This window comes from Ancalomicrobiaceae bacterium S20 (assembly GCA_040269895.1).
Lineage (GTDB): Bacteria > Pseudomonadota > Alphaproteobacteria > Rhizobiales > Ancalomicrobiaceae > Methyloraptor > Methyloraptor flagellatus.
Genome location: CP158568.1, coordinates 1493333 through 1510706, shown reverse-complemented (window position 1 = coordinate 1510706; position 17374 = coordinate 1493333). Strand labels below are relative to the sequence as shown.

Sequence of the window (17374 nt, the reverse complement as noted above, 5' to 3'; positions counted from 1 at the left end):
AACAGTGGGAGACGCGGTATGGCGTTCCTCGAAATGGTCGGGCTCCGCAAGCGCTTCGGCGCGGTCGAGATCCTCAAGGGCATCGACATCACGCTCGACAAGGGCGGCTTCCTGGTGCTGGTCGGCCCGTCCGGCTGCGGCAAGTCGACCCTGCTCAACACGATCGCCGGGCTGGAGACGATCACCGCCGGCGAGATCCGCATCGACGGTCAGGTCGTCAACGACCTGCATCCGTCGAAGCGCGACATCGCCATGGTGTTCCAGTCCTACGCGCTCTATCCGAACATGACGGTCGCCGAGAACATCGGCTTCGCGCTCGAGATGCGCGGCGTCTCGAAGGCCGACCGCGACAAGGCGATCGAGGGCGTCGCCAAGACGCTGCAGATCGGTCACCTGCTCGATCGCAAGCCGAGCCAGCTCTCCGGCGGCCAGCGCCAGCGCGTCGCCATGGGCCGGGCGCTGGTGCGCAATCCGCGGGTGTTCCTGTTCGACGAGCCGCTGTCGAACCTCGACGCCAAGCTGCGCGTCGACATGCGGACGGAAATCAAGCGTCTGCACCAGACCACCGGCACCACGATCGTCTACGTCACCCACGATCAGATCGAGGCGATGACGCTCGCGACCAAGATCGCGGTGCTCAAGGACGGCATGGTCCAGCAGGTCGGTACGCCGGCGGAGATCTACAACCGCCCGGCCAACCTGTTCGTCGCCGACTTCATGGGCTCGCCGGCGATGAACCTGGTCGAGGCGACGGTCGGCTCGGATGCCGGACGGACGGTCCTGTCGCTCGCCCGCGACGGCGCGGCCGGCGACATCCGCCTGCCGGTGCCCGCCTCGGTCAAGGCCGGCGCGCCCGGCGCCCCCGCGCTCGAGCTCGGCGCCAAGGTGATCCTCGGCATCCGCCCGGAAGCGATCACCGACCGCGACGGCGCCGATCGCGGCTCCTCCTCCGTCGAGATCGTCGAGGCGCAGGTCGACGTGGTCGAGCCCGCCGGCTCGGACACCTTCGTCGTGACCCGCATCGCCGGCAAGGAGGTCGTCGCCCGCATGCGCGCCGACGCCGACGTGCGGCCCCACACCCGCATCCCCTTCGCCTTCAACCTCGACAAGGCGGTGGTCTTCGACCCGGCAACCGGGCTCCGGCTCTGAAGCGACCGGACTGAACTCCCCCTGAAGGCCGGCCCGTCCTGACCCGCGGGCCGGCCGCTTTTCTTGCCATCGACCCCGCCACGGACCCTCGGCACTGGCTTCCCCTCTGGTCCCCGGGGGCGCCAACCCCTATCTTCGCTCGATCATTGCCGAGACGAGGTCTTTCATCGTGCCCGATTTCGAACAAGACGAACCCGAACGGGCCCAAAGGCGTGGCGCCCGCAACAGCCTGCTGCGGTCGATCCTGCGCTTTCCCTTCGTGGTGCTGGTCGGCTTGTACTTCCTGCTCGACGACGTCGTGCTCGCCGCGATCCGGCCGCTGGTGCGGCGGATGGCCGAGCTCCGGCTCGTCACGCGCTTCGTCGCCTGGATCGAGACGCTGTCGCCCTACACGACGCTGGTGCTGTTCGCGGTGCCTTTCGTGATCCTGGAGCCGCCAAAGCTGTTTGCGCTGTTCCTGCTCGGCACCGGCCACTTCCGTACCGGCCTGATCATGCTGGTCACGGCCCATCTCCTGTCGATCGTCCTGATCGAGCGGCTGTTCCACGTCACCAAGCCGCAGCTGATGCGGATCGGCTGGTTCGCCTGGGGCTTCACGCAGGCCATGCGTCTGCGCGACTGGGCGCTCGGCCATCTCGAAGCGATGGGCGTCAATGCGGTCTGGCGTGATCTGGTCGCCGGCCTCCGCGCCGCCGTCGCACGCTCGAAGGCATTCCTCGGCACAATGCTGCGGCCGGCACGCAGGGCGCTGTTGCGCGCCCGGCTCTGGTTCGCCCGCGCCGACGGAAAGTGACGTCGTCCCGGATCGAACACGCCGGGCCCGCGATTTTCGCCGCATGCGTCGCGCAGGATCGCGCGACCGCAATCGCCCGACTTCAGCAGAGGAGACCCGCATGGCCCGGACCGAAACCGCGTTCCTGTTCGATCTCGACGGCACGCTCATCGACAGCGTCTACGACCATGTGCTCGCCTGGCACGAGGCGCTGGTCTCGGAGGGCATCGAGCTGTCGATCTGGCGCATCCATCGTCGCATCGGCATGAGCGGCGGGCTGTTCACCAATATGCTCGCGCGCGAGACGGGCACCGAGATGAGCGCCGAGCGCCTCGATCGGCTGCGCCAGAAGCACGCCGAGGCCTACAACAGCCGCTCCCACGGTATCCGGCCGCTGCCCGGCGCGCGCGAACTGCTGGCATGGCTGACCGACGCCGAGATCCCCTGGGCGATCGCCACCAGCGGCCGGATGGAGACCGCCGGCCCCGTGCTCGACACGCTCGGCGTCGACCGGTCGAAGGTGCCGGTCGTGACCCGCGACATGGTGAAATACGCCAAGCCCGATCCGGACCTGTTCCTCGCCGCCGCCGACAAGCTCGGCGTGCCGATCGAGAACTCCTGCGTGGTCGGCGATTCGATCTGGGACCTGCTCGCCGCCCGCCGCGCCCGCGCGCTCGGCATCGGCCTGCTCTCGGGCGGCTACGGCGAGGACGAGCTGAGCAAGGCCGGCGCCTACCGGGTCTACGAGGATCCGGCCGATCTGCTGCTGCACATCGACGAGGTCGGCGGCCGGCGCTGACAGCGACCGATGTGAAACGTCGAATAGCGATCGGAGGCGGTGCGGCGGCGTCAGAGCCGCCGCGTCAGGCGGCGGATTTCGCCGACCACGATCGTGTCGACGAAGGCGCCGAGCATGATGCCGACGCCGAGCAGGATCGCCATGCCGAGCACGAGCCCGACCAGCGAACCGGTCGACGCGATCCCGTTGTGCATGGCGGCGCCGTGCAGATGGCCCTGCATCACGCCGATGACGCCGGCGATGCTGAGCGCGATTACCACCGACAACCGCGACCACAGGACGGCCAGCGCGCCGAACATCACGACGGCGGCGAGGCAGATCTCTTCGACGAACGGCATGCCGGCCCCGGCCGCGCCCATCATCGCGCCGAGGATCATCACCATCAGGAAGCCGCCCGGCACACGATTGAGCGCACGGCCGCCGAGGTGGACGGCCAGCAGCCCGACGATGATCGCCGCGGACACGTGCTCGAGACTGACAAAGGGGCGGACGAAGCCGGCCGCGAAGCCCTCGACGGCGCCGCCGGTGCCGGCGGCACAAGCCGCCGTCGGCAGCGACAGCGTCACCGCCGTCGCGCCCGCAAGCACAAGCGCCCGAATGCCCCTCATCGCGATCGCCCTCGCCGTCCCGCGTCCGATTCCATCGTCGTTAACAAATAGCAAAAATCCGACCTATCGGGCAGCGCAAATTGGTCACAGCGTCGTCAGGACTGAAAATATGCGGGGTATCGCTCAGCCGCGCCGGAGCGCCGCTGCGGCATCCCAGGCCGTCTTGGCGCCGATCAGCACGAACAGGACGCCCGCCGCGCGCACGAGCCCGACCCGGAACCGGCCGAACAGCCGAGAGATCGGCGCGAGCCCGGTCCAGTAGATCGTGAAGAACCCGCCCATGGCGATACCGAGCGAGGTACCGATCAACAGGAACACCGCCTCGCGCAAGGCGATGCCGCCGCCGACCTCGACCGCGAGCGCGCCGAACATGGCGAGCGCGAAGGGATAGGCCTTCGGGTTGGTCAGGCCGAACAGCAGCCCGGTCCGCAGCGGACTGGCCGCCCCGACCGCCTCGGCCGCGCCGCCGGCGCCGCGACGGGTGCGGATCGCCTGCACGCCGACGTAGATCAGGTAGCCGCCACAGGCGAGGCCGAGCAGGTGGAACAGCTCCGGCCCGAGCCGGCTCGCCCCGAGCAGCGCGGCGAGCGCCAGGACCGACCAGACGACATCGCCGGCGAAATGCGCCGCGAGAAACAGCGCCGCCCGCCCGCGTCCGTGGCTCGCGCTGAGCCCCAGCACGGCGAGCGTGGCCGGACCCGGCACGATCACATAGATGATCCCGGCGACGACCGCCTCGAGAAACAGCCAAAGCGTCATGCGAGGGTCTCCCGTTTGGGTCGCTCACCGCGACGAGCGGATCACCTGGATGTCGAGATCGCGGATCTTCTTGCGGAGCGTGTTGCGGTTGACCCCGAGCAGCTCGGCCGCCTTGATCTGGTTGCCGCGCGTCGCGGCGAGTGCCGCCGAGATCAGCGGATATTCGACCTCGCGCAGGATCCGGTGGTAGAGGCCGGGCGGCGGCAGGTTGTCGCCGAACTCGTCGAAATAGGCCGTGAGGTGCTTCTCGACCGAATGCGAGAGGCCCTCGTCGCCGCCCTTCTCCTGCGGCTCGTTGACGAGCGTCGGCTGCGCCAGCTCCTGCTCGATCACGCCGCCGGTGATGACGTCCTGCGGATAGAGCGCCGCGAGACGCCGGATCAGGTTTTCGAGCTCGCGGATGTTGCCCGGCCAGCGATAGCGCCGGAGCTTGTCGAGCGCGGCCTGCTCGATCTGCTTGGCCGGCAGGCCCTCCTTCTCGGCGAGCGAGAAGAAGTGGCGCACCAGATCCGGGATGTCCTCAGAGCGCTCGCGCAGCGGCGGCAGCCGGATCGGCACGACGTTGAGGCGGAAGTACAGGTCCTCGCGGAACAGACCCTGGTTGATCAGCTGGCGCAGGTCCTTGTTCGTCGCCGCGACGATGCGAACGTCGGTCTTGATCGGCGTGCGACCGCCGACGGTCGTGTATTCGCCCTGCTGCAGCACGCGTAGGAGCCGGGTCTGCGCGTCCATCGGCATGTCGCCGATCTCGTCGAGGAACAGCGTGCCGCCCTCGGCCTGTTCGAACCGGCCGGCCGAACGCGAGGCCGCGCCGGTGAAGGCGCCCTTCTCGTGGCCGAACAGTTCGGACTCGATCAGATCGCGCGGGATCGCCGCCATATTGATCGCGACGAACGGACCGTTGCGGCGCTTGCCGTAGTCGTGCAGCGCGCGCGCCACGAGTTCCTTGCCCGTGCCGCTCTCGCCCGTGATCATCACGGTGAGGTCGGTCTGCATGAGGCGGGCGAGCACGCGGTAGATGTCCTGCATCGCCGGCGAGCGGCCGACGAGCGGGATGCCCTCCTGATCCGGCTGGCCATCCTTGTCGGCGCGCTTCTGCTTCGGTTCGGCGAGCGCGCGGCCGACGATCGTGATCAGCTCCTTCAGGTCGAAGGGCTTGGGCAGATATTCATAGGCGCCGCGCTCGGAGGCGCGGATCGCCGTCATGAACGTGTTCTGCGCGCTCATCACGATGACCGGCAGGTCCGGCCGGAGCTTCTTGATCCGTGGCAGGAGATCGAAGGCGTTCTCGTCGGGCATGACGACGTCGGTGATGACGAGGTCGCCCTCGCCCTGCGCGACCCAGCGCCAGAGCGTGGCGGCGTTCGAGGTGAGCCTGACCTCGTAGCCGGCGCGCGAGAGCGCCTGATTGAGCACGGTGCGGATCGCGGCGTCGTCGTCAGCGACCAGGATGTTGCCGGAAGGCATCAGGGTAGGCCCTCGTCAGGACAGGGGTTTTTGGCCGGCGGCGTAGGCCGGCATGAGGACGCGGAAGGTGGTCTTCCGAGGTTGGGACTCGCATTCGACCACGCCGCCGTGGTCGCGGACGATCTTGGCGACGAGCGCCAGACCGAGCCCGGACCCATTGGTCTTCGTTGTGACGAACGGATCGAACAGATGCGGCAGCAGGTCCTCCGGCACGCCGGGGCCGTTGTCGCGCACGCAGAACTCCATCGGCAGCGTGACCTTGTCGCGCGAGCCGGGCACCGACAGGCGCACGCCGGGGCGATAGGCCGTCGTCAGCACGATCTCGGCGTCCGGCTGGTCGCCGAGCGCTTCGGTGGCGTTCTTGACCAGATTGAGGAACACCTGGATCAGCTGGTCGCGGTTGGCGAGCACCGGCGGCAGCGAGGGATCGTACTCCTCGGAGATCTTGATGTTGCGGGCGAAGCCCGACTGCGCCAGCCGCTTCACGTGGTCGAGCACGGTGTGGATGTTGACCGCCGAGCGCTCGATCGGCCGCTCGTCGGAGAACACCTCCATGCGGTCGACCAGCTTGACGATCCGGTCGGCCTCGTCGGTGATCAGCCGGGTCAGCGCGCGGTCGTCGTCCTCGACCGACTGTTCGAGCAGCTGCGCGGCGCCGCGGATGCCGGAGAGCGGGTTCTTGATCTCGTGCGCCAGCATGGCCGCGAGCCCGGTCACGGTGCGCGCGGCGCCGCGATGGGTGAGCTGGCGGTCGATCTTGTCGGCCATGGTGCGCTCCTGCAGCATGACCACGACGTCGCCCGGCCGTTCGACCATCGGCGCGGCATAGATGTCGACGATCTTCTCGCCGCCGATGCGTGGAGATCCGATGTCGACGCGATATTCCGAGACCGGCGCCTGCCGCTCGCGCACCTGGCCGATCAGCTCGAGCAGCGGGCTGCCGAACGGAATGAAATAGCTGAGCGCATGCCGGCGCATGAACGCCGCGCTCGCCTGGAAGAAGTTCTGCGCCGCGTCGTTGGCCTCGGCGATATGGCCCTCGGCGTCGATCATGACGACGGGATGCGGCAGCGCGTTCAGCACGGCCAGCGCCGCGATCTCGCCGGCGCTCGGCTCGACCGTCTTCTTGAGGGTCGTACTCATGCGGCTCTCCGGGTGTTCCCGTCGGCGAAGGCCTCGCGGATCAGGGCGAGCACCGTCGCGGGATCGGTCGATGTCAGCAGGGGCGCGCGGAGCGGCGTCTCGGCGCCGGTCTCCGCTTCGAAACGGTCGAGATACCAGGCGATGTGCTTGCGCGCGGCGCGCAGGCCTTTCGGGATGCCGTAGTGATCGAGCATCGCGGCATAATGCCCGGCGACGAGAGCGCCGAGCGCGACCGCATCGGGACCGGCCTCGGGCGCGGCGCCCTTGAGAAAGCGCGACACCTGCCCCGGGAACCACGGCCGCCCCTGGGCGCCGCGGCCGATCATGACGGCATCGGCGCCGGAGCGCTTCGAGGATGACGAGAGCATCCTCGAAACTCTCGACGTCGCCGTTGGCGACCAGCGGCAGACGCGTCGCCTCGCGCACGGCGCGGATCGCGTGCCAGTCGGCCGACCCCTCATAGAACTGGTCGCGCGTGCGGCCATGGACGGTGACCAGCTGCACGCCGGCGTCCTCGGCCCGCCAAGCGAGCTCCGGCGCGTTGATCGAGCTGCGGTCCCAGCCGAGCCGCATCTTGAGCGTGACCGGCACCGACACGGCGCCGACGGTCGCCTCGATCAGCGTCAGGGCATGGTCGAGATCGCGCATCAGCGCCGCGCCCGACCAGCCGGTGGTCACGCGCTTGGCCGGACAACCCATGTTGATGTCGATGATATCGGCGCCATTGGCTTCCGCCATGCGCGCGGCCTCGGCCATCCAATGCGCCTCGCGCCCGGCGAGCTGGACGACATGCGGGCTCATGCCCTCGCCGGCCATGCGCAGCCGCATCTCGTCGTCGCCCGCGGTCAGCGATTCGCTCGCGACCATTTCGGTGACGACCACGTCAGCGCCATGTTGCGCTGCAATACGGCGAAAGGGTAGATCTGTGACGCCCGACATCGGCGCCAGGAAAACGGGACGATCGAAGGCGAAGCGCCCCAGGGCGAAGCTGCGTGCGAAGGCGCGCGCGGACGCGGCCTGCTCGGACGGCACCGGAGCAGACTCGGGACAGGGGAAGATCGGGTTAACCTTGCTCATTCGCTGCGCAGCGTTTTTTGATGACTATATCTTAGGCAGGAGTTTGCCCGAGGGCAAGCGCCGCATCGCGAAGAGCGGAGCACTTTGCATGTCGTGGGAACATGATAGACAAGCGCCGGAACGAACCCTGTTGATGAGCGCATGAGCACCCCACGCCCGCGGATCGCGGCCATCATCGTCGCTGCCGGCTCCGGCACCCGGATCGGCGGCACGATCGAGCTGCCGAAGCAATATCGAGCGATCGGCGGCGAGCCGCTGCTGCGGCGCACCCTGCGCCAGTTCCTGACCCATCCGGCCGTCTCCAGCGTCACCGCGGTGATCCATCCGAACTGGGCCGAGGCCTATCAGGATGCGGTCGCCGGCCTCGACGGGCTCGCGGCCCCGACCTTCGGCGGCGCGACACGGCAAGATTCGGTCCGGGCCGGCATCGAGGCGCTGGCCGGCGATCCGCCCGACTACGTGCTGATCCACGACGCCGCCCGCCCCTTCATCACCCATGCGGTGATCGACCGGATCCTCGAGGGCTTCGCGGCCTCGGACGCCGTACTGGTCGCCGTGCCGCTGGTCGACACGCTGAAGAAGACCGACGACGCGCGCCGCATCGTCGACACGGTCTCGCGCGACCGCATGTGGGGTGCACAGACGCCGCAGGCGTTCCGCTACGACCTGATCCGCGCCGCCCACGCCCGTGCGGTCAAAGCGGGCCGCCACGACTTCACCGACGATGCCGCGGTCGCCGAATGGGCCGGCTCGACCGTCATGGTGGTCGAGGGCGACCCCGGCAACACCAAGGTCACGACCGCCTTCGATCTCGACGCCGCCGACCGACGCGTCCGGCTGGAAGACTATCTGCGCCTCGCCGACGTGCGCGTCGGCACAGGCTACGACGTCCATTCCTTCGAACCGGGCGACGCGGTCGTGCTCGGCAACGTGCGCATCCCGCATGTCGCCAAGCTGAACGGCCATTCCGACGCCGACGTCGCGCTGCACGCGCTGACCGACGCGATCCTCGGCGCGCTCGGCGAGGGCGATATCGGCAGCCATTTTCCGCCCTCCGACCCGCAGTGGCGCGGCGCGGATTCGGCGATCTTCGTCGAGCACGCCGTGCGCCGGGTCGCCGCACGCGGCGGCCTCCTAGCCCACGCCGACATCACGCTGATCGCCGAGGCGCCGAAGATCGGCCCGCACCGCGAAGCGATGCGCGCGCGCATCGCGGCGATCTGCGGCATCACGCTCGACCGCGTCGCCGTCAAGGCGACCACCAACGAGAAGCTCGGCTTCGTCGGCCGCCGCGAAGGCATCGCGGCGATCGCGACAGCGACGGTACGACTGCCCGCGCTCTGAGCCCGACCGGCGGACCGGGCGACGTGGCACACTGCCTCAGGCACACCGGCCCGACCCGTGGCACGGACTTTCCAAGCACGAAGGACTTCGCGTGACCGATCTCGCCCCCTCCTCGCCCCGGCCGCTGCGCTCGTCGCGCGGGCCAAGGCCGCCGGCCTGATGATCGCAACGGCGGAATCCTGCACCGGCGGCCTGATCGCCGGCGTGCTGACCGAGATCGCCGGCTCCTCCGCCGTGGTCGATCGCGGCTTCGTGACCTATTCGAACGAGGCGAAGGCCGATCTCCTCGGCGTCGATGCCGCGTTGATCGCCCGACTGGGCGCGGTCAGCCGCGAGGTCGCCGTCGCCATGGCCGAAGGCGCGATCGCCCGTTCGCGCGCCGACCTCGCCGTGGCGGTCACCGGCATCGCCGGCCCCGGCGGCGGCTCGGCGGACAAGCCGGTCGGCCTCGTCCATTTCGGCGCGCTCCGGCGCGGCGGCACGGTGGTGCATGTCGAACGCCGCTTCGGCGATCTCGGCCGTTCGCCGGTCCGGCTCGCGACCGTGACGCAGGCGCTGGATCTGCTCGAAGGGCTGTTCTGAACCCCGCAGCCTCACGCCGGCTTGTAGACCGCGTCGGCGCGCGCCTCGAAGGCGTCGGCGAATTTGCGGAAGGCGCGATCGAACATCGCGCCCATCAGCGCACCGAGCGTGCGCGAGCGGAACTCGTAGGAAATGTAGAAGCCGACGTCGCAGCTCTTGTCGTCGATCGGCTTGAACGTCCAGCGGTTTTCCAGGTGCCGGAACGGCCCGTCGAGATATTCGACCAGAATGACGTTCTCCGCCGGCATCAGCGTGACCCGGCTTGTGAAGGTCTCGCGCACGATCTTGTAGGCGACGGTCATGTCGGCGACCAGCACGGTCCGGCCATCGCCGAGATCCTGCCGACCGCGCACGCGCAGCGCCTCGCAGAGCGGCACGAATTTCGGATAGTTCTCGACATCCGCGACGAGGGCGAACATGTCGTCCGCCCCGTGCTTCACCCGCCGGCTGGTCTCAAAGGCTGGCATCGTCGAACCCGTCCCGCCTGCCCGCTCAGCGGCCGATCGCCGCCCGACGGGCCGCGCGCAGCTTCTCGAAATCCTCGCCCGCATGGTGCGAGGACCGCGTCAGCGGGCTCGCGGACACCATGTGGAAGCCCTTGGCATAGGCGACCGTCTCGTAGGCCTTGAACTTGTCCGGCGTGACGAAGTTCACGACCGGATGGTGCTTGCGCGTCGGCTGCAGGTACTGGCCGATGGTCAGGAAGTCGACCTCGGCCGAGCGCAGGTCGTCCATGAGCTGCAGCACCTCGTTGCGGATCTCGCCGAGCCCGACCATGATGCCGGACTTGGTGAAGATGTCGGCATCGAGTTCCTTGACCCGCTGCAACAGCCGGATCGAGTGGAAATAGCGCGCGCCGGGGCGGACCGTCAGGTACTTCGACGGCACCGTCTCGAGATTGTGGTTGAACACGTCGGGCTTGGCCGCGACCACGATCTCGAGCGCGCCGGGCTTCCTCAGGAAGTCCGGCGTCAGCACCTCGATCGTCGTCTTCGGGCTCTTCGCCCGGATCGCACCGATCACCTCGGCGAAATGACGCGCGCCGCCATCCTCGAGATCGTCACGATCGACCGAGGTGATCACGACATGGGTCAGGCCGAGCTTGGCGACCGCCTCCGCGACGCTGGCCGGCTCGGAGCGGTCGAGCGCTTCCGGCACGCCGGTCTTGACGTTGCAGAAGGCGCAGGCCCGCGTGCAGGTGTCGCCCATGATCATGAAGGTCGCGTGCTTCTTAGACCAGCACTCGCCGATATTCGGGCAGCCGGCCTCCTCGCACACGGTGACGAGCTTGTTGTCGCGGACGATCTTCTGCGTCTCGTTGTAGACCGGCGAACCGGGGGCGCGCACGCGGATCCATTCCGGCTTGCGCGCGACCGGCTGATCCGGCCGATGCGCCTTCTCCGGGTGACGCGGCTTCAAACCCTTGGACTGATCCAGAACCGTGACCATCGAGCCTCGCTCCGCCGGCTCTCGGCCCGGCCCACCGTCGTGTCTCTGATATAGTCGCCCCGCCCATGCGGCAAGGCGGTGAAACCCGCAGGGCAGCCCCGCCCGTCCGGACCGCATCAACTTGGCGCGGAGAGCAGACGCGGAGCGCTAGGCTCCGGGGCTCCAGGTTCCGGGCTCTCGGTGCGGGCGCGGCCGCCGAGCATCGCAGTACGGCGCCAGTCGCAGCGCACGGACGCCGATCAGTCCTGCCTGACGCCGTCGACGAAGCGGACGGTCTTCTTCGGCCGCCCCTTCATGTCGAGCTCGATCGGAATTGTCGTCTCGGTCGCGCCTTTCGGCGGCGTCTGGAGCGTCACCGTGCCGGTGAAGCCGGATTGTTCGTAGGCGAGCGGCACCGGGCCGCCGCGCGCGTCATAGGCCGCCCAGGACGCGCCGGCGGTCGGCACGATGCGGACCTGCCAGACGGTGCCGACCGCCGCACCGCAATCGGACCGCGTCACTTCCCAGTCGGTGCCGGAGTTGCGACCCTTGGCCGTCACCTCGGCCGGACAGATGCCCTGCTGCATCCACCACCGGATCACCGGCGGCGACACCACGAAGACGAGCGCCAGCACGACGAAGATCAGGATGATCGCCCGGTTGCGCCGGTTCTGCCGACGCGCTGCCTCGATCGCGCCCTTGAGCAGCGTGGCGTCCGCATCGGCCTCGCTGTCCGGGCGCACGGTCCGGTTCGGATCTTGTTGCTCGCTCAACGCCGCTTCGCCTTCCCGGCCGGGGAACACGTCCGCGGCCTCTGGTCTTTGTGGTCCTCGACGCCTCAGCGCGCCGTGATGCGCCGCCAGAGCGTGAGAACGAGGATCGCGCCGACGGTCGCCACGATCAGATGGCCCATGAAGCCGGCGAAGTCGAGCCGCAACATCCGCGCGATCGTCCCGCCGATATAGGCGCCGAGGGCGCCGACCACCAGATTGGTGAACAGCCCGTGCCGCGACGCGGTGACCTTCTCCGCGACCCAGCCGGCGATCAGGCCGATCAGCAGCATGGCGAAAAGACCCGGACCGCCGCCGTCGAAGCCGCCACCCGTCGCCATGCCGCCCATCGGTTACCTCACTGGATCATGCGCGCGATCAGCACCACGACCGTCGCGCCCACCGCCGAGATCAGGATCTGCTCGGCGATCGGGTTGCCGATGCCGAGCCGGACGCCGAGCTGCTGGAACAGGAAGGCGCCGACGAAGGAGCCGATGAAGCCGATCACGATATAGCGGATCAGGCCACCGCCACCGACCACGAAGCTGGCCAGCCAGCCCGCCACCAGGCTGATGAAGATCTGAATGAGGATCGAACGTCCGTCCATGCCGGGGTCTCCCTTGTGGCTCGATGAACCGGCTCGAAGCGTCGGTTCAAAGGGTTGTTCAATGGATTGGCTCGAGATGCCGGCCACCGCGATCGCCGTGCGACGCTCGCGGTGGCTGGCCCCATTTCGGCCGATGCGCATGAACCCGACATGAACCCGCGCCGTCGCGGCAGGTGCCGCGTCGTCGCATCAGATGTGGATCGCGCGGCCCTCGGCGTCCATGACGCTCTCGTGCATCATCTCCGACAGGGTCGGATGCGGGAACACCGCATCGATGAGCTCCTGCTCGGTGGTCTCGAGGTTCATCGCGATCACGAAGCCCTGGATCAGCTCGGTGACTTCCGCGCCGACCATGTGGGCGCCGAGCAGCTGGCCGGTCTTCTTGTCGAAGATGGTCTTCACCAGACCGTCCGGCTCGCCGAGCGCGATGGCCTTGCCGTTGCCGATGAACGGGAAGCGGCCGACCTTGATGTCGTAGCCCGCATCCTTGGCCTTCTTCTCGGTGAGACCGACGGAGGCGACCTGCGGATGGCAATAGGTGCAGCCCGGGATCTTGAGCTTGTCCATCGCATGCGGATGCTTGCCGGCGATCGCCTCGACGCAGATCGCGCCCTCGTGCTCGGCCTTGTGGGCGAGCATCGGCGGCCCCGCGACGTCGCCGATCGCGTAGATGCCCGGCACATTGGTGCGGCCATAGGCGTCGGTGACGACCACGCCGCGCTCGATCTTGACGCCGAGCGCCTCGAGCCCGAGACCCTCGACGTTGGCGACCACGCCGACGGCCGAGATCACGCGATCGACCGTGATCTGCTGCGTCTTGCCGTCCTTGAACTCGAGCGTCGCCGTGACACTGTCGGCGCCCTTGTCGAGCTTGGTCACCTTGGTCTCGGTGAAGATCTTGAGACCCTGCTTGGTGAGCTGCTTCTGTGCGATGCCGGCGATCTCGTGATCCTCGACCGGCATGATCTGCGGCAGCACCTCGACCACGGTCACATCCGCGCCCATGGTCTTGTAGAAGCTCGCGAACTCGATACCGATCGCGCCGGAGCCGACGACCAGCAGCGACTTCGGCATGATCTCGGGGACCATGGCCTCGAAATAGGTCCAGATCAGCTTCTTGTCCGGCTCGAGCCCCGGCAGCACGCGCGGCCGCGCGCCGGTCGCCACCACGATGTGCTTGGCCTCGTAGTCACCGCCGCCGAGCGCGCCCTTCGGCGCCCCCTCGGCCGCCGCGACCGCGATCTTGCCCGGCGCCTTGATGGTCGCCCGGCCCCAGATCACATCGACCTTGTTCTTCTTCAGGAGGAAGCCGACACCGGTCGCGAGCTGGCCCGAGACGCCACGCGAGCGCTTGACCACCGCCCCGATGTCGAACCCGAACTTCTCCGCCGTCAGGCCGTAGGCCGAGGCGTGCTTCATATGGTCGTAGACTTCCGCCGAGCGCAGCAGCGCCTTGGTCGGGATGCAGCCCCAGTTGAGACAGATGCCGCCGAGATGCTTGGCCTCGACGACCGCGACCTTGAGCCCGAGCTGGGCGGCGCGGATCGCCGAATAGTAGCCGCCGGGACCTGCGCCGATGATGATGACGTCGTATTGCGACATGAGGATCACTCCGAAGCGGCGACCCTCGTCGCCGCGGTCAGGGCTTCGCACCCGTGGGAGGCATGCGCGCCGTGAGTTCCTTCACCTGGGCCTGGAGCGTCGCGATGTCGATCTTGTGCTGCGCCGTGATGCCCATCGTGGAGGTGAAAGACCCCTCGATGACATCCATGCGTTCGGCCAGTCGATCGACCTTGGTCTCCAATCCCTGCTGGCTCGTCCTGATATCAGCGATGTCGGATTGCACGCGCTTCAGAACCGGCATCACCAGATCCGTCACCTCGGACATGTCCACGTCCTCGCTTTTGACGAGAATATAACGTGAACATATCCGAGCGGCAAACCGAATTTCACCTTTGGCGTGTGCTCAGACGAGCATCGACATCGGCTTTTCGATCAGCTCCTTGAAGGCGCCGATCAGTTCCGCGCCGAGCGCGCCGTCCACCGCGCGGTGGTCGGTCGACAGCGTGACCGTCATCTGCGTCGCGATGGCGAGTTCGCCGCCGCGCACGACCGCCCGCTTCTCGCCCGCGCCGACCGCCAGGATCGTCGCGTGCGGCGGGTTGATCACCGCGGCGAAGTCCTTGATGCCGAACATGCCGAGGTTGGAGATCGCGGTCGTGCCGCCCTGGTACTCCTGCGGCAGGAGCTTGCGGGCGCGGGCACGGACGGCGAAGTCCTTCATCTCGTTGGAGATGACCGACAGCGTCTTGGTCTCGGCCTTGCGGATGATCGGCGTGATCAGCCCGCCCGGGATCGCGACCGCAACGCCGACGTCCGAGGACTTGTGCTTGAGCATGCCGCTGTCGGTCCAGGAGACGTTCGCGTCCGGAACCTTCTGCAGCGCCAGCGCCATCGCCTTGATGACGAAGTCGTTGACCGACAGCTTATAGCTCGGCTTGCCGTCCTTGACCGGCGCCGCCGCATTGAGCTGCTCGCGCAGCGCCATCAGCGCGTCGAGATCGACATCGATCGACAGGTAGAAGTGCGGAACGGTCTGCTTCGACTCGGTCAGCCGGCGCGCGATCGTCTTGCGCATGCCATCATGCGGCACGACCTCGTAGCTGCCCGGCTCGAACAGCTTCAGGATCGCATCGTCGGACATGCCCGAGGGCGCAGCCGCAGCAGCGGGTTTCGGGGCCGGAGCCGCGGCGGCGGGCGCCGGGGCGGCGGGCGCCGGGGCGGCGGCCGAGGCAGCAACAGGCGCCGGCGCGCCGGCCTTGGCGGCACCGGAAGCGACCGCGGCTTCGACGTCGCGCTGGATGACGCGGCCGTGCGGGCCGGTACCCTTGATCAGCGCGAGATCGAGGCCCTTCTCCTTGGCGAGACGCCGCGCGAGCGGCGAGGAGAAGATGCGCTCGCCGGATGCGGCGGCAGGCGCCGGAGCGGCAGTGGGCGTCGGGGCGGCAGCGGGCGTCGCAGCGGCCGGCGCCGGAGTGGCCTCGGCCTTGGGCGCCGCGGCGGACGAACCGCCGGCGGCGGCCGCGGCGACGTCCTCACCCTCGGCCGCGATGATCGCGATCTTGGTGTTGACCGGCACGTCGGCGGAACCGGCCGGGACGAGGATCTTGGCGAGGATACCCTCGTCGACGGCCTCGACCTCCATGGTCGCCTTGTCGGTCTCGATCTCGGCGATGACATCGCCTGATTTGATCGTATCGCCTTCCTGCTTCAGCCACTTGGCCAGATTGCCCTTCTCCATCGTCGGAGACAGGGCCGGCATCAGAACGTCGATCGGCATGGGGTCCCCCCTCGGGGCTCGTGTTCGGATCTCGGACGCTTCGACAACGTCCGTTGGCCAGACCGCAGGCAGCGCGCGAGGCGCGCCCGCGGTCCCTCAGGCAACGATCAGCGGTAGGTGACGGCGCGAACGGCGTCGATCACTTCCTGAACGTTCGGCAGCGCGAGCTTCTCGAGGTTCGCCGCATAGGGCATCGGCACGTCCTTGCCGGTGACCTTGAGCACAGGCGCGTCGAGATAGTCGAACGCCTCCGAGACGAGCCGCGAGGCGATCTCCGAGCCGATCGAACCCTGCGGCCAGCCCTCTTCGACGGTGACGCAGCGGCCGGTCTTCTGAACCGAGCGGATCACCGTCGCCATGTCGAGCGGGCGCAGCGAGCGCAGGTCGATCACCTCGACGAAGATGTGCTTCTTGGCCAGCTCCTCCGCCGCCTTCAGGGCATAGGTCATGCCGATGCCGAAGGAGACGAGCGTGCAGTCGTGGCCCGGACGCACGACGCGGGCCTTGCCGATCGGCACGGTCCAGTCGTCGAGCTTCGGCACCGGGAACGAGTGGCCGTAGAGGATCTCGTTCTCCAGGAAGATCACCGGGTTCGGATCGCGGATCGCGGCCTTGAGCAGGCCCTTGGCGTCGGCGGCCGAATAGGGCTGGATCACCTTGAGGCCGGGGATCTGCGAGTACCAGGCCGCATAATCCTGGCTGTGCTGGGCGGCGACGCGGGCCGCGGCGCCGTTCGGCCCGCGGAACACGATCGGGCAACCCATCTGGCCGCCGGACATGTAGAGCGTCTTGGCGGCTGAGTTGATGATGTGGTCGATCGCCTGCATGGCGAAGTTGAACGTCATGAACTCGACGACCGGCTTCAGGCCGGTCAGCGCCGCGCCGACGCCGAGACCGGCGAAGCCGTGCTCGGTGATCGGCGTGTCGATGACGCGATCGGCGCCGAACTCCTGCAGGAGGCCCTGCGTGATCTTGTAGGCGCCCTGGTACTCGGCGACCTCCTCGCCCATGACGAAGACGTCCGCATCGCGGCGCATCTCTTCCGCCATGGCGTCGCGCAGCGCTTCGCGGACGGTCATCTGCACCATCTCGGTGCCGGCCGGCACGTCGACTTCCGGCACCTCGGCCTCGGTCTTCGGCTGCGCCGGCACGCGGTCCTCGCGGGCCGCTTCGGTCCGCGCGTCGGCCTTGGCCGGCTCGCCGGCGAGCACGGCCGGCGCCGGAGCGGCGGCGGGCGCGGGCGCCGGGGCGGCGGCAGCCGCGGCGGAGGCGTCCTCGCCCTCGGCCGCGATCACGGCGATGGGCGTGTTGACCTTCACGCCCTCGGTCCCGGCCTCGACCAGGATCTGCGCGAGCGTGCCTTCGTCGACCGCCTCGACTTCCATCGTGGCCTTGTCGGTCTCGATCTCGGCGATGACATCGCCGGACTTGATCGTGTCACCGACCGATTTCAGCCACTTCGACAGCTTGCCCTCCTCCATCGTCGGGGAGAGCGCGGGCATCAGGATCTGCGTAGCCATTGGTCCGAT

At 68.5% G+C, this 17374-nt stretch carries 19 protein-coding genes and 1 pseudogene; 5 read left to right on the top strand and 15 right to left on the bottom strand.

What is annotated here, in order from left to right; translation table 11 throughout:
• The first annotated feature begins 18 nt into the window (after positions 1-18).
• The 3 genes from ABS361_07090 to ABS361_07080 all read left to right on the top strand — a co-directional run bounded on the left by ABS361_07090 (position 19) and on the right by ABS361_07080 (position 2720).
• A complete protein-coding gene (locus ABS361_07090) occupies positions 19-1149 on the top strand; it encodes an ABC transporter ATP-binding protein (protein XBY45993.1) in 1131 nt (376 codons plus the stop codon).
• Positions 1150-1318: 169 nt separating this feature from the next.
• Complete coding sequence (locus ABS361_07085; GenBank protein ID XBY45992.1) at positions 1319-1942, top strand: hypothetical protein; 624 nt, start codon at positions 1319-1321, stop codon at positions 1940-1942.
• Between the two features lie 100 nt (positions 1943-2042).
• Positions 2043-2720 (top strand): HAD family hydrolase, encoded by a 678-nt coding sequence (locus ABS361_07080; GenBank protein ID XBY45991.1) that lies wholly within the window; start codon positions 2043-2045, stop codon positions 2718-2720.
• A gap of 50 nt (positions 2721-2770) precedes the next feature.
• Here ABS361_07080 and ABS361_07075 read toward each other — a convergent pair whose 3' ends face one another.
• The 6 genes and pseudogenes from ABS361_07075 to ABS361_07050 all read right to left on the bottom strand — a co-directional run bounded on the left by ABS361_07075 (position 2771) and on the right by ABS361_07050 (position 7636).
• Positions 2771-3328: a HupE/UreJ family protein gene (locus ABS361_07075; protein ID XBY45990.1), complete on the bottom strand. Its 558-nt coding sequence runs from the start codon at positions 3326-3328 to the stop codon at positions 2771-2773.
• Between the two features lie 123 nt (positions 3329-3451).
• The gene (locus tag ABS361_07070; protein ID XBY45989.1) at positions 3452-4087 is read right to left on the bottom strand and encodes a LysE family transporter; all 636 of its coding nucleotides are present in this window, start codon (positions 4085-4087) and stop codon (positions 3452-3454) included.
• A 24-nt stretch (positions 4088-4111) separates the two neighbouring features.
• Positions 4112-5554: a nitrogen regulation protein NR(I) gene (ntrC, locus tag ABS361_07065; protein XBY45988.1), complete on the bottom strand. Its 1443-nt coding sequence runs from the start codon at positions 5552-5554 to the stop codon at positions 4112-4114.
• Between the two features lie 15 nt (positions 5555-5569).
• A complete protein-coding gene (locus ABS361_07060; GenBank protein ID XBY46841.1) occupies positions 5570-6697 on the bottom strand; it encodes a nitrogen regulation protein NR(II) in 1128 nt (375 codons plus the stop codon).
• A complete protein-coding gene (locus ABS361_07055; protein ID XBY46840.1) occupies positions 6694-7023 on the bottom strand; it encodes a tRNA-dihydrouridine synthase in 330 nt (109 codons plus the stop codon). The genes ABS361_07060 and ABS361_07055 overlap by 4 nt, the downstream gene beginning before the upstream one ends.
• 88 nt (positions 7024-7111) lie before the next feature.
• A pseudogene (locus ABS361_07050) lies at positions 7112-7636 on the bottom strand (tRNA-dihydrouridine synthase family protein).
• A 279-nt stretch (positions 7637-7915) separates the two neighbouring features.
• On the opposite strand from ABS361_07050, the gene ABS361_07045 reads away from it, so the two are divergent.
• Positions 7916-9118, top strand: a complete 1203-nt coding sequence (locus tag ABS361_07045; GenBank protein XBY45987.1) for a bifunctional 2-C-methyl-D-erythritol 4-phosphate cytidylyltransferase/2-C-methyl-D-erythritol 2,4-cyclodiphosphate synthase — start codon at positions 7916-7918, stop codon at positions 9116-9118.
• A gap of 57 nt (positions 9119-9175) precedes the next feature.
• The gene (locus ABS361_07040) at positions 9176-9700 is read left to right on the top strand and encodes a CinA family protein (GenBank protein ID XBY45986.1); all 525 of its coding nucleotides are present in this window, start codon (positions 9176-9178) and stop codon (positions 9698-9700) included.
• 11 nt (positions 9701-9711) lie between these two features.
• On the opposite strand, the gene ABS361_07035 is transcribed toward ABS361_07040, so the two are convergent.
• The 9 genes from ABS361_07035 to ABS361_06995 all read right to left on the bottom strand — a co-directional run bounded on the left by ABS361_07035 (position 9712) and on the right by ABS361_06995 (position 17365).
• Positions 9712-10167 (bottom strand): type II toxin-antitoxin system RatA family toxin, encoded by a 456-nt coding sequence (locus tag ABS361_07035; protein ID XBY45985.1) that lies wholly within the window; start codon positions 10165-10167, stop codon positions 9712-9714.
• A 25-nt stretch (positions 10168-10192) separates the two neighbouring features.
• On the bottom strand, positions 10193-11149 hold the full coding sequence (gene lipA / locus ABS361_07030) for a lipoyl synthase (protein ID XBY45984.1): 957 nt from the start codon (positions 11147-11149) through the stop codon (positions 10193-10195).
• Positions 11150-11388: 239 nt separating this feature from the next.
• A complete protein-coding gene (locus ABS361_07025) occupies positions 11389-11901 on the bottom strand; it encodes a hypothetical protein (protein XBY45983.1) in 513 nt (170 codons plus the stop codon).
• Between the two features lie 65 nt (positions 11902-11966).
• Positions 11967-12239 carry a GlsB/YeaQ/YmgE family stress response membrane protein gene (locus ABS361_07020; protein ID XBY45982.1) on the bottom strand — a complete coding sequence of 91 codons (273 nt, stop codon included), beginning with the start codon at positions 12237-12239 and terminating at the stop codon, positions 11967-11969.
• A gap of 17 nt (positions 12240-12256) precedes the next feature.
• Positions 12257-12505 carry a GlsB/YeaQ/YmgE family stress response membrane protein gene (locus ABS361_07015; protein XBY45981.1) on the bottom strand — a complete coding sequence of 83 codons (249 nt, stop codon included), beginning with the start codon at positions 12503-12505 and terminating at the stop codon, positions 12257-12259.
• A gap of 189 nt (positions 12506-12694) precedes the next feature.
• On the bottom strand, positions 12695-14107 hold the full coding sequence (gene lpdA / locus ABS361_07010; protein XBY45980.1) for a dihydrolipoyl dehydrogenase: 1413 nt from the start codon (positions 14105-14107) through the stop codon (positions 12695-12697).
• Positions 14108-14144: 37 nt separating this feature from the next.
• Entirely contained in the window at positions 14145-14393 is a 249-nt protein-coding gene (locus tag ABS361_07005) for a hypothetical protein (GenBank protein ID XBY45979.1), read from the bottom strand.
• A gap of 78 nt (positions 14394-14471) precedes the next feature.
• Complete coding sequence (locus tag ABS361_07000) at positions 14472-15845, bottom strand: pyruvate dehydrogenase complex dihydrolipoamide acetyltransferase (protein ID XBY45978.1); 1374 nt, start codon at positions 15843-15845, stop codon at positions 14472-14474.
• Positions 15846-15952: 107 nt separating this feature from the next.
• A complete protein-coding gene (locus ABS361_06995; GenBank protein XBY45977.1) occupies positions 15953-17365 on the bottom strand; it encodes a pyruvate dehydrogenase complex E1 component subunit beta in 1413 nt (470 codons plus the stop codon).
• Positions 17366-17374: the final 9 nt, after the last annotated feature.